Below are 12,561 nucleotides of genomic sequence, written 5' to 3' on the forward strand. Positions count from 1 at the left end.
CTGGGAGGAAGGAGACCGGAGCACCGTCGCACGGGGGACCTGGCCACCGACGAAAGGGAGCACACCCCGCATGGCCGAGCACCGCACCCCGCACCACCACCGCAGAACCGGGCTGGCGGCCCTGGCCGCCGCCGCGCTCGCCGCCTCGACACTGACCGTCGTGGCGTTGACCTCCACCGCCACCCCGGCGCAGGCCGCCGGGCTGTCCCCGTTCGACATCACCGGCCGCGGCGCGACCGTGCCGTTCCGCGAGCAGGAGGCGGAGCGGGCGGCCTACACCGGCACGAGGATCGGCCCGGACCGGCGCTACGGCACCCTGCCGTCCGAGGCGTCCGGCCGCGAGGCGGTCACCCTCGACGCGGTCGGCGAGTACGTCGAGTTCACCCTCACCGCCCCGGCCAACGCCGTCACCTTCCGCTACAGCCTGCCGGACAGCGCCGCCGGCACCGGCCGCGACGCCAGCATCGACCTGCGCGCCGACGGCACCCTGGTCAAGGCCGTCCCGGTGACCTCCCGGTACGGCTGGTTCTACGGCGGCTACCCGTTCAACAACAACCCGGGCGACACCAACCCGCACCACTTCTACGACGAGACGCGGGCCCTGTTCGGCACCAGCTACCCGGCCGGCACGAAGATCCGCCTCCAGGTCTCCTCGACCGCGCAGTCGCCCACCTTCACCATCGACCTGGCCGACTTCGAGCTGGTCGCCGCGCCGATCGCCAAACCGGCCGGCGTGCTGGACGTGGTCACCGACTTCGGCGCGGACCCGAGCGGCGGCACCGACTCCACCGCGAAGTTCCAGGCCGCGGTGGACGCCGGCCGGGCGCAGGGCAAGGCGGTGTGGATCCCGGCCGGCACGTTCACGCTCTGGGACCACGTGGTGGTCGACGGCGTGACGCTGCGCGGCGCCGGTCCCTGGTACTCGGTGCTCGGCGGCCGGCACCCCACCGACCGCAAACGCGCCGCCGGCATCTACGGCAAGTACGTCTCCGGCGGCGGCTACTCCGGCGAGATCCGCGCGCACGAGGCGGGCGGGCCCAGCCGCAACGTGACGCTGCGCGACTTCGCCATCATCGGCGACATCCGCGAACGGGTCGACGAGGACCAGGTCAACGCGCTCGGCGGCGCGCTGACCGACTCGGTGGTGGACAACCTCTGGTTGCAGCACACCAAGGTCGGCGCCTGGATGGACGGCCCGATGAACAACTTCACCATCCGCAACAGCCGCATCCTCGACCAGACCGCCGACGGGGTGAACTTCCACTGGGGCGTCACCAACTCCACGGTGACCAACACCTTCGTCCGCAACACCGGCGACGACGCGCTGGCGATGTGGGCGCAGAACGTGCCGAACGTCGGCAACTCCTTCACCCACAACACCATCGGCGTCACCGTCCTGGCCAACCACCTGGTCACCTACGGCGGGCGCGACATCACCATCGCCGACAACGTGACCGCCGACTCGGTCACCAACGGCGGCGGCATCCACGTCGCCAACCGCTATCCCGGCGTCAACGGGCCGACGGCGGTCGCCGGCACCATCACGGTGGCCCGTAACACCCTGATCCGCAACGGCAACTCCGACTACAACTGGAACTTCGGCGTCGGCGCGATCTGGTTCTCCGCGCTCAACGAGCCGATCCAGGGCGCGGCGATCACCGTCACCGACACCGACATCCTGGACAGCTCCTACGCGGCGCTGCACTGGATCGAGGGGCAGACCAGCGGCATCTCGTTCACCAACGTGCGCATCGACGGCGCGGGCACGTACGCGCTCCAGGTGCAGGCGCCCAGCCAGGTCAGCTTCACAGGAGTCCGGGCCACCAACATCGCCCAGGCCAACCCGATGCACAACTGCGTCGGCAGCGGTTTCCAGATCACCCAGGGTGCCGGCAACTCGGGCTGGTACACGGCCAGCCCGTACTGCGGGCCGTGGCCGCAGCCGCAGTGGGGCAACGGCCCGTCCACCCCGCCGTCCACCGGCACGCCCCCGACCACCCCGCCGCCGACCACGACCCCGCCGACCACCCCGCCCCCGACCACCCCGCCGCCCACCGGCGGGAACCTGGCCCTGGGCCGGCCGGCCACCGCCACCAGCGTCAACCAGGTGTACGCCGCCGGCAACGCGGTCGACGGCAACCCGGCCAGCTACTGGGAGAGCGCCAACAACGCGTTCCCGCAGTCGCTGACCGTCGACCTCGGCGCGTCGCGCACCGTCGACCGGGTGGTGCTGAAACTGCCGGCCGGCTGGGAACGGCGTACCCAGACGCTGACCGTGCTCGGCTCCACCGACGGCTCCTCCTACGGCACGCTCGCCGCGTCGGCCGACCGGGTGTTCGACCCGGCGTCCGGCAACAGCGTGTCGATCACGCTGCCCTCCGGAGCCCGCCGCTACGTCCGGGTCACCGTCACCGGCAACACCGGGTGGCCGGCGGCCCAGCTCAGCGAGCTGGAGGTGTACGGCGACGGCACCAGCACGCCGCCGCCCACCAGCACCCCGCCGCCCAGCACCACGCCGCCGCCGAGCGGCAACCTGGCGGCGGGCCGGCCGGTCGCCGAGACCAGCCACGCCGACGTCTACGGCGCCGGCAACACCGTCGACGGCAACGCCGGCACCTACTGGGAGAGCGCCAACAACGCCTTCCCCCAGTCGGTGACCGTCGACCTGGGCAGCGCCCGCCCGGTGGCCCGGCTGGTGCTGAAACTGCCGCCGTCGGCGGCCTGGCAGACCCGCACCCAGACGGTGACGGTGCTCGGCTCCACCGACGGGTCGTCGTACGCCACGCTCAAGGCGGTGACCGGCTACGTGTTCGACCCGGCGTCGGGCAACAGCGTGTCGATCGCGCTGCCCGCCGGTGACCGCCGTTTCGTGCGGCTGACCTTCACCGGCAACACCGGCTGGCCGGCCGGCCAGCTCTCCGAGTTCGAGGTCTACGCCTCGTGACCGGCGCGGCGGGGGCCCGGACGGGCCCCCGCCGCCGCACCACATCCCCCCACCCGTAACGCCTCTCCACCTCCCCCGGGAAGAAGGTGTCCGTCCCCCATGTCCAGACTCCGTACCAGGATGGTCGCGGTGCTCGCCGCGGTCGGCCTGGCCGTCACCGCGGCGCCCGCGCCACCGGCCCTGGCCGCCGGCGGCCCGAACCTCGCCGCCGGCCGGCCCGCCACCGCCAGCAGCGTCAACGGCCCCTACGTCACCGCCAACCTCACCGACGGCAGCCAGGGCAGCTACTGGGAGAGCAGCGGCGCGCTGCCCCAGTGGGCCCAGGTCGACCTCGGCACCAGCCGCGCCGTCGACCAGGTGGTGCTCAAGCTGCCGGCCGCCTGGGAGGCCCGTAACCAGACGCTGTCCGTGCAGGCCAGCGCCGACGGCAGCGGCTTCACCACGGTCGTCGCCTCCGCCGCCCGCTCGTTCAGCCCGGCCGCCGGCAACACGGTGACGCTGGGCTTCACCGCCACCGACGCCCGCTACCTGCGCGTCGTCGTCACCGCGAACACCGGCTGGGCCGCCGCGCAGCTCGCCGAACTGGAGGTCTATGGCACCGCCAGCTCCTCGACCAACCTGGCGCTGGGCCGGACGATGACCGAGAGCGGGCACGCCGACGTGTACGGCGCCGGCAACGCCAACGACGGCAACCCGGGCACCTACTGGGAGAGCCCGAACAACGCCTTCCCGCAGTGGATCCAGGTCGACCTGGGCGCGGCCACCAGCGTCAACCGGCTGGTGCTGCGGCTGCCCACCGGCTGGGGCGCGCGTACCCAGACGCTCACCGTGCAGGGCAGCACCACCGGCGCCTCGTTCGGCACGCTGGTCGGGTCCGCGTCGTACGCCTTCGACCCGGCGGGCGGCAACACGGTCACTGTCACCGTGCCCACCGCGTCCACCCGTTACCTGCGGCTGCTGTTCACCGCGAACAGCGCCTGGCCGGCCGGGCAGCTCGCCGAGCTGGAGATCTACGGCCCGGCCACCGGCGACACCCAGGCTCCCGGCGTGCCGGGCAACCTGGCGTTCACCGAGCCGGCCACCGACCAGGTCCGGCTGACCTGGACGGCGTCGACCGACAACGTGGGTGTCACCGGCTACGACGTGTACGCCAACGGCGTGCTGCGCACCAGCGTCGGCGGCACCACGCTGACGTACACCGACACCCAGCCGGCCGGGACCACCGTGTCGTACTACGTGCGGGCCCGCGACGCCGCCGGCAACGTGTCGGCGAACAGCAACACCGTCACCCGCACCGGCAACACCGGCGACACCACCGCGCCGACCGCCCCCGGCAACCTGGCCTGGACCCAGCCGGCCAGCGGGCAGATCCGGCTGACCTGGAACGCGTCGACCGACAACGTCGGCGTCACCGGCTACGAGGTGTGGGCCAACGGCGCGCTGCGCACCACCGTCGGCGGCAGTACGCTGACGTACACCGACGGCCAGCCGGACAGCGCCACCGTCTCCTATCAGGTGCGCGCCCGCGACGCGGCCGGCAACGTGTCCGCGAACAGCAACACCGTCACCCGTACCGGCAGCGGCACCGGCGGCACCAACCTGGCGGTCGGCAAACCGGCCACCGCGTCGTCGGTGGTGCACGTGTTCAACGCCGCCAACGCCGTCGACAACGACGTCACCACCTACTGGGAGGGCGCGCCCGGCGCGTACCCGAGCACGCTGACCGTCGAGCTGGGCGCCAACGCCAGCATCAGCGCGGTCGTGGTGAAGCTCAACCCCGACCCGGCCTGGGGCGCGCGCACCCAGACCTTCCAGGTGCTCGGCCGGGACCAGTCCGGCACCGGGTTCACCAGCCTGGTGGGCTCCGCGACGTACTCCTTCGACCCGAACACCGGCAACACGGTGACCGTCCCGGTGTCGGGCACCGCCGCGGACGTCCGGCTCCAGTTCACCGCGAACTCCGGCTCGTCCAACGGCCAGGTCGCCGAACTCCAGGTGATCGGCGTCCCGGCGCCCAACCCGGACCTGACGGTCACCGGTGTCACCGCCGCGCCGGCCGCGCCGGTGGAGACCGACCCGATCACCCTGTCGGCCACCGTGCGCAACGCCGGCACCGCCGCGTCCGCCGCCACCGACGTCTCCTTCTACCTGGGTACGACCAAGGTCGGCACCGCCGCCGTCGGCGCGCTCGCGGCCGGCGCGACCGGCACCGTCTCCACCGGCATCGGCGTGCGCAACGCCGGCAGCTACCCGATCACCGCGAAGGTCGACGAGTCCAACGCGGTCATCGAGCAGAACGAGGCGAACAACAGCTTCACCAGCCCGAGCGCGCTGACGGTCAGCCCGGTGGCCAGCAGTGACCTGGTGGCTGCCGCGGTGACCTGGTCGCCCGGCACGCCGGCCGCCGGCACCCCGGTCGCCTTCGCGGTGACGCTGCGCAACCAGGGCACGGTCGCCTCGGCGAGCGGGTCGCACGGCATCACGCTCACCGTGCTCAACGACTCGGGCGCGGTGGTGCAGACCCTCACCGGCGCGTACTCCGGCACGATCGCCGCCGGGGCCACCACCGGCCCGGTGTCGCTCGGCAGCTGGACCGCCGCCAACGGCCGCTACACGGTGCGGGTGGTGCTCGCCGACGACGCCAACGAGCTGCCGGTGAAGCGGCAGAACAACACCAGCGACCGGCCGCTGTTCGTGGGGCGCGGGGCGAACCTGGGCTACGACGCGTACGAGGCGGAGGACGGAGCGGTCGGCGGCGGCGCGCAGGTCGTCGGCCCGAACCGCACCATCGGCGACCTGGCCGGTGAGGCGTCCGGCCGGCGCGCGGTCACCCTCAACACCACCGGCGCGTACGTCGAGTGGACCACCAAGTCGGCCACCAACGCCGTGGTCGCCCGCTTCTCCATCCCGGACGCCCCGGGCGGCGGCGGGATCGACTCGACGCTGGACGTCTACGTCAACGGGGTCCTGCACAAGCCGATCAGCCTCACCTCGAAGCACAGCTGGCTCTACGGCGCGGAGGCCGCGCCGAGCGACTCACCGAGCGCGGGCGCGCCCCGGCACCTCTACGACGAGGCGAACGTGCTGCTCAACTCCACCGTCCCGGCGGGCAGCCGGATCCGGTTGCAGAAGGACGCGGCGAACACCACCACGTACGCGATCGACTTCGTCAACACCGAACTGGTGTCGCCGCGGGCCAACCCGGACCCGGCCCGCTACAAGGTGCCGACCGGGTTCAGCCACGCCGACGTGCAGAACGCGCTGGACGCGGTCCGGATGGACGGCACCGGCACCCTGGTCGGCGTCTACCTGCCAGCCGGCACCTACGAGACCGCGCAGAAGTTCCAGGTGTACGGCAAGTCGGTCAAGGTCGTCGGCGCGGGCATGTGGTACACCCGCTTCCAGACGCCGACCAACCAGCAGAACACCGACGCCGGCTTCCGGGTGGAGTCCTCGGCCAGCGGGTCGACCTTCGCCCACCTGGCGTTCTTCGGCAACTACACCAACCGGATCGACGGGCCGGGCAAGGTGTGGGGCGAGCTGAAGGACGTCGACAACCTCACCCTCGACAGCGTCTGGGTGGAGCACACCGTCTGCGCCTACTGGGGGGTGAGCGTGAACGGGTTGACCATCCGGGACAGCCGGTTCCGCGACACCTTCGCCGACGGCGTGAACATGACCAACGGCAGCACCGACGCCCTGGTCACCAACTCGGAGGGCCGCTCCAACGGCGACGACGCGTTCGCCTTGTTCTCCGCGACCGACCAGGGCGGCTCCGGCGGCAACCACGGCAACGTGTTCGAGAACGTGACCGCCACGCTGACCTGGCGGGCCGCCGGCATCGCCGTGTACGGCGGCTACGACAACGTCTTCCGCAACCTCTACATCGCCGACCAGTTGACGTACTCGGGCATCACCATCAGCTCGCTGGACTTCGGCTACCCGTTCGTCGGGTTCGGCGCCAGCCCGCCCACCCGGTTCGAGAACATCTCGCTGATCCGCTCGGGCGGGCACTTCTGGGGCGCGCAGACGTTCCCGGCGCTGTGGCTGTTCTCCGCGTCCAAGGAGTTCCGCGGCATCCGGGTGACCGACCTGGACATCGTCGATCCGACGTACTCGGGGATCATGTTCCAGACCAAGTACACCGGCGGCCAACCGGAGAACCCGATCACCGACACCGTGCTCACCAACGTGTCGATCTCCGGGGCGCGGCGCAGCGGTGACGCCTTCGACGCCAGGTCCGGCTTCGGCATCTGGGTCAACGAGATGCCCGAGGCGGGACAGGGGCCGGCGGTCGGCTCGGCCACGTTCACCAACCTGCGGTTGAGCGACAACTACCAGGACATCAGGAACACGACGAGCACGTTCACCATCACCCGCAACTGATCCGCCCGAGTCGCGGGGCCGCCGGACGCCCGTCCGGCGGCCCCGCGGCGGATGCCCCCTGGCGCGGCGCGGTCGCCGGTACCGTGTGACGCACCCGTCGAGACCGAGGGGGCGATGCCCCGTGACACCGGCCGTGTCCGTGGTGATCACGACGTACAACCGCCGTGCCGTGCTGCCGACCGCGATCGACGGCGCGTTGGCGCAGCAAGGGTGCACGTTCGAGGTCATCGTGGTGGACGACGGGTCCACCGACGACACGGTCGCCGCACTCGCCCGGCGCTACGCCGGCGAGCCACGGCTGCGGGTGCTCACCCGCGCCAACGGCGGTCCGGCGGCCGCCCGCAACACCGGCATCGACGCCGCCCGGGCCGAGTGGACCGCCCTGCTGGACAGCGACGACTGGTGGGAGCCGACCTACCTCAGCAGTCAGCTCGCGGTGCTCGCCGCGCACCCCGACGCCGACCTGGTGCTGTGCAACGGGCGTCGCCAGGACCAGGACGGCTCCTGGCACCTCCTGTTCGACAATCCGAACTTCACCATGCCCACCTCGATCGAGGCGATGTGCGCCGGGACGTGGATCCAGCCGACGTTCACGGTGGTCCGTACCGAGGTGGCCCGCCGGATCCGGTTCGACGAGGCGTTCCGGTTGGGTGACGACCAGGAGTTCATGTGGCGGTTCCTGGACGCCGGTCACCGGTGTGTGCCCAATCCCGCGCCGCTGGCGGAGTACCGGGCGGTCAGCGCCGGGGACGTGCCGACCGAGGAACAGCTCACCGCCGACTTCGACCGGCTGATGCTGGGCGCGTACGCGGTCTGGCAGCACCACGGCCGCCGGTACCCGGCGGTGATCCGCCGCCGCGGCCTGGACTTCGACCGACTGTTCGGGGAGCTGCTGATGCGGCACGGGCGGGCCCACGAGGCCCGGTTCCACCTGTGGCGCTGGTGGCTGGCGCGGCCGTGGCAACCGCGCCCCGCGTGGCTGCTGCTGCGGTCGTCGACCCGCCGCTGACGGCCGCCGGGCGGTTGTCCGGCCGGGCTGTCTTGACAGGCCCGCGTCTCTTGAAGACGATTCTTCCGATCGATGATCGGCAATGGACACGGGTGCCGGTGGCGGACGCGGACAGGACTGTCCCGCGACGGGCCGCCGTCGCTGGTGGGCATGCCCCGAGCGGAGGAAGGAGGAGTCGCCACCGACCCGGCACGGATCGGCGGCGACCGCGCCCACTGCCTGCCGACTCCACACCCCCGGAGCCGGCCGGTCACCGCCCGGTGGCGGCGACGCCACCCCGAACTCCCCGCGCAGCCGGCCGATCCGGCCGCTGTGCTGCCGCCCGCCTCACGGCAACCCCCTTGGAGACCCCCATGTTCCGGCGACTTGCCACCACCCTCGGCGCGCTGCTGCTCGGCGCGGGCCTCATCACCGGCCCCGCCACACCCGCAGCCGCGGCGGTCACCCCCAGCCTCGCCTCCACCATCGCGCTGAACAACTGCTCGGCCGCGCTGGTGCGCTTCCCCACCTCGCTCGACACCGACCGCGCGCTGATGCTGACCAACGGCCACTGCTACGAGGGCAGCATGCCCGCCGCGGGCGTGGTGCTGCAGAACAAGACCAGCACCCGCTCCGGCACGCTGCTGAACTCGACCGGCGGTTCACTGGGCACGGTCCGCGCCGACCTGCTGCTGTACGCCACCATGACCGGCAACGACGTCGCGCTCTACCGGCTCACCACCACCTTCGCCTCGATCCGGAGCAGCTACGGCGCGACCGCGCTGACCATCAGCAACACCCACCCGGTCGACGGCAGCACCATGTTCATCCCCTCCGGGTACTGGAAGCAGACCTGGAACTGCAGCATCAACGGCTTCGTGCCCACCCTCAAGGAAGACCAGTGGACCTGGCACGACTCCATCCGCTACAGCACCGGCTGCAACACCACCCACGGCACCTCCGGCTCGCCCATCGTGGACGTCGCCTCCGGCAAGATCGTCGGGATCAACAACACCGGTAACGACAACGGTGCGATGTGCACCCTGAACAACCCGTGCGAGGTCGACGCCGACGGCACCACCCACGCGTACCAGGGGCAGAGCTACGGCCAGCAGACCTACTGGTTCACCACCTGCCTCAACGGCAGCAACCAGATCGACCTGACCATCGCCGGCTGCCTGCTCACCAAGCCGCCGGGCTCGGGCAACACCGTGACGGTGACGAACCCGGGCAACCAGAGCGCGACCCAGAACGCCGCCACCAGCCTGCAGATCCAGGCCACCGACTCGCAGGCCGGCCAGACGCTCACCTACAGCGCCACCGGCCTGCCCGCCGGCCTGACCATCAACTCCAGCACCGGCCTGATCAGCGGTACCCCGACCACGGTCCAGACGGCCACCACCACGGTCACCGTGAAGGACACCACCAACGCCACCGGCAGCACCACCTTCACCTGGACCGTCACCGCGCCCGGCGGTGGCTGCTCCGGCCAGAAGCTGGGCAACCCCGGCTTCGAGACCGGCGCCGCCGCGCCGTGGACCGCGAGCTCCGGCGTGGTGGACAACAGCGCCAGCCAGGCGGCCCACTCCGGCTCCTGGAAGGCGTGGCTCAACGGGTACGGCTCGACGCACACCGACACGCTGTCGCAGTCGGTGAGCATCCCGGCCGGTTGCCGGGCGACGCTGTCGCTCTGGCTGCACGTCGACAGCGCCGAGACCACGACCACCAGCCAGTACGACAAGTTGACGGTCAAGCTCGGCAGCACCACCCTGGCCACCTACTCGAACCTGAACAAGGGCACCGGCTACGCCCAGAAGAGCTTCGACGTCAGCTCCTTCGCGGGGCAGACGGTGACCCTGACCTTCACCGGCACCGAGGACTCGTCGCTGCAGACCTCGTTCGTCATCGACGACACCGCGGTGACCCTCAGCTGATCCCGTACGCCCTCGAGCCGGCCGGTCACCCCTGGTGGCCGGCCGGCTCGCCGTAGGCGCGCCCCTCACCGACCGGGCCGACCACCATGACACGGGGGCGCACGCCGCAGGCGATCGACGTCTCGGTGGGGGAGCCGTGCCGGGTCCTGTCCGGACAGCACAGAGGCGGCCCGTCCGCTCGGACGGGCCGCCTCGGACGTGGGCTCAGCCGGTGATGGCGGTCAGCGCCGGCAGGTAGCCGGAGGAGTAGCCGGCGGCCTTGGGGTGGTAGGACTCCACCACCGGGAAGGTGGTGCCGTTGATCCACGGCGTCGCGGCGCACACCCCGTGCCCGGCGAAGCGCCCGCGTACGTCGGCGTAGCTGAACCCGGCGGCCGACGCCCGGCCCGAGATGACGCTGGACATGGTGTCGGCCCCGCCGTTGAGCAGGCTGCGCTTGTACTCGTTGATGGAGCCGAAGCCGCAGGAGCCGAGTTCGAACAGCCGCGGGTAGCCGAGCACGACCACCTGGGCGCCCGGGGCCCGGCTGCGGATCGCCCGGTACGTCTCGTCGAGCCGCCCCGGCAGCGTGGTGGTGATGTACGCCTTGGCGTTGTTGACGGCGGTCAGGCAGCCGCTGTCCGAGCCCAGCCGGCAGGTGGTGACCACGTCGGCGAAGCCGGCGTCGTTGCCGCCGATGGAGATGGTCACCAGGTCGGTGCCGGAGTTCAACGCGCCGAGCTGGTTGTTCAGCACCTCCCGGGTGGTCGCCCCGGAGCAGGCCACGAACTGGAAGCTCGCCGGGGCGTGGCTGTTGGCCCACAGCCGCGGGTACGACTGCGGGCTGCGCAGGCAGGAGCCGCTCGTCCCGTCGTAGTTGTTGGTGCCCACTCCGGAGGAGTAGGAGTCGCCGAGGGCGGCGTAGTCGGCACCGGCGGCGGCGGCCGGCGCGGCGAGCCCGAGACTGAGCAGCAGACCGGCGGCGAGGCTGCCGAGCAGGGGGAGTGGACGACGGAACATTCAGGACCTCCGAGGGGGCGGGATCCAGTTCGTAACACGTCGTCTACCCGCCGGTAACAAGACCTCGGTCGATTCCCTGCCAGGTGGTGATCTTCCGCGGATCTTCTTGCCCCGGTGTCCGTCGATAGGCGAACATGGATGATTTTGGGTCGGCCGTCGCGGGTGCCTCGGCGACAAGTTTCCGCTGGACGCTCACACTTGTAAATATTTGTCGCAGTGGATAAGAATGGCCGCACTGCGATTCCGCATCCTCACACCCCCGAACGAGGAGTGCCGATGTCCACCTCCATCCGACGCACGGCCGGTTGGCTGGCCGCCGTGCTGCTCAGCCTCGCCGGCGTGCTGGTCGCTCCGATCGCCGCCCGGGCCGCGACCCCGGCGTGGCCCACCCTCAGCAGCGGCATGTCGGGGGCGAACGTCGCCTCCGCCCAGTTCCTGCTCCGCCACCACGGCCAGAGCCTGACCGTCGACGGCGCGTTCACCAGCGGCACCACCGCAGCGGTGCTGTCCTTCCAGTCGGCGAACAACCTGCCCGCCGACGGCGTGATCGGCCCGCTCACCTGGGGCCGCCTGGTGGTCACCCTCGACGTCGGCGCGAACAACAACGCGGTCCGCGCGCTGCAGACCGCGCTCAACAAGTACGGGTACGGCCTCACCGTCGACGGGGCCTGGGGTGCCGCCACCACCACCGCGGTGACCGACTACAAGGCCAGCCGCGGGCTGACCGGCGGCACCACGGTCGGCGCGACCACCTGGCAGTGGCTGCTCGGCGGCGGGGGCGGCGGCGGCCTCTACGCCCCGGTCATCGACCGGTCGGTGCTGCCCCGCAGCGAGTACGACGACCCGCACCACGACTACCCCGCCCTCGACCTGCCGACCGACACCGGCACGACCACCTACGCCATCACCGCCGGCACCGTCGGCTACGCCGGCGGCAGCTGCGGGTACGGCATCGGCATCACCGCCGACGACGGCACCTACTACCTCTACTGCCACCTGTCGTCGCGGGTCGTGGCGGCCGGCGCCCGGGTGAGCCCGGGGCAGGTCATCGGCTACACCGGCGCCACCGGCAACGTCACCGGCCCGCACCTGCACCTGGAGGTCCGCGTCGGCGGCGCCAACCGCTGCCCGCAACAGCTGCTGCTGGCCATCTACGACGGCACGTCCGTGCCGGCCCCGGCGACCCTGCCCACCACCGGCTGCTTCTACTGACGTACCGGCCGACGCCCGCCGGTCGTGGCTCCGCGACCGGCGGGCGTCGCTCGCCCCCGACGGGCCCGACCCGTGACACAGTGGTCCGGGTGGCTCCC

The 12,561-nt window shown here is 71.8% G+C and carries 6 protein-coding genes; 5 read left to right on the plus strand and 1 reads right to left on the minus strand.

All coding sequences use genetic code 11. The features are described 5' to 3' along the window. Positions 1 to 70 precede the first annotated feature (70 nt). The 4 genes from GA0070611_RS03925 to GA0070611_RS03940 all read left to right on the plus strand — a co-directional run bounded on the left by GA0070611_RS03925 (position 71) and on the right by GA0070611_RS03940 (position 10,252). Complete coding sequence (locus GA0070611_RS03925; RefSeq protein ID WP_091657515.1) at positions 71 to 2,944, plus strand: galactose-binding domain-containing protein; 2,874 nt, start codon at positions 71 to 73, stop codon at positions 2,942 to 2,944. A 99-nt stretch (positions 2,945 to 3,043) separates the two neighbouring features. After that, positions 3,044 to 7,330 (plus strand): discoidin domain-containing protein, encoded by a 4,287-nt coding sequence (locus tag GA0070611_RS03930; RefSeq protein ID WP_091657518.1) that lies wholly within the window; start codon positions 3,044 to 3,046, stop codon positions 7,328 to 7,330. A gap of 139 nt (positions 7,331 to 7,469) precedes the next feature. After that, positions 7,470 to 8,339, plus strand: coding sequence for a glycosyltransferase family 2 protein (locus GA0070611_RS03935; RefSeq protein WP_197675847.1), 870 nt, complete (start codon positions 7,470 to 7,472; stop codon positions 8,337 to 8,339). A 353-nt stretch (positions 8,340 to 8,692) separates the two neighbouring features. Next, a complete protein-coding gene (locus tag GA0070611_RS03940) occupies positions 8,693 to 10,252 on the plus strand; it encodes a putative Ig domain-containing protein (RefSeq protein WP_091657524.1) in 1,560 nt (519 codons plus the stop codon). Positions 10,253 to 10,456: 204 nt separating this feature from the next. Here the strand turns inward: GA0070611_RS03940 and GA0070611_RS03945 are convergent, their stop codons facing one another. Continuing rightward, positions 10,457 to 11,251, minus strand: a complete 795-nt coding sequence (locus tag GA0070611_RS03945) for an SGNH/GDSL hydrolase family protein (protein ID WP_091657529.1) — start codon at positions 11,249 to 11,251, stop codon at positions 10,457 to 10,459. Between the two features lie 276 nt (positions 11,252 to 11,527). On the opposite strand from GA0070611_RS03945, the gene GA0070611_RS03950 reads away from it, so the two are divergent. Further along, a complete protein-coding gene (locus GA0070611_RS03950) occupies positions 11,528 to 12,463 on the plus strand; it encodes a peptidoglycan-binding protein (RefSeq protein WP_091657533.1) in 936 nt (311 codons plus the stop codon). Positions 12,464 to 12,561: the final 98 nt, after the last annotated feature.

Source organism: Micromonospora auratinigra (genome assembly GCF_900089595.1).
GTDB classification, from domain to species: domain Bacteria; phylum Actinomycetota; class Actinomycetes; order Mycobacteriales; family Micromonosporaceae; genus Micromonospora; species Micromonospora auratinigra.

What these genes read in the sequence shown, in the direction of transcription:
- GA0070611_RS03945 (WP_091657529.1), bottom strand. Translation starts at nt 11,251, where the DNA reads ATGTTCCGTCGTCCACTCCCCCTGCTCGGCAGCCTCGCCGCCGGTCTG.
- GA0070611_RS03950 (WP_091657533.1), top strand. Translation starts at nt 11,528, where the DNA reads ATGTCCACCTCCATCCGACGCACGGCCGGTTGGCTGGCCGCCGTGCTG.
- GA0070611_RS03930 (WP_091657518.1), top strand. Translation starts at nt 3,044, where the DNA reads ATGTCCAGACTCCGTACCAGGATGGTCGCGGTGCTCGCCGCGGTCGGC.
- GA0070611_RS03940 (WP_091657524.1), top strand. Translation starts at nt 8,693, where the DNA reads ATGTTCCGGCGACTTGCCACCACCCTCGGCGCGCTGCTGCTCGGCGCG.
- GA0070611_RS03925 (WP_091657515.1), top strand. Translation starts at nt 71, where the DNA reads ATGGCCGAGCACCGCACCCCGCACCACCACCGCAGAACCGGGCTGGCG.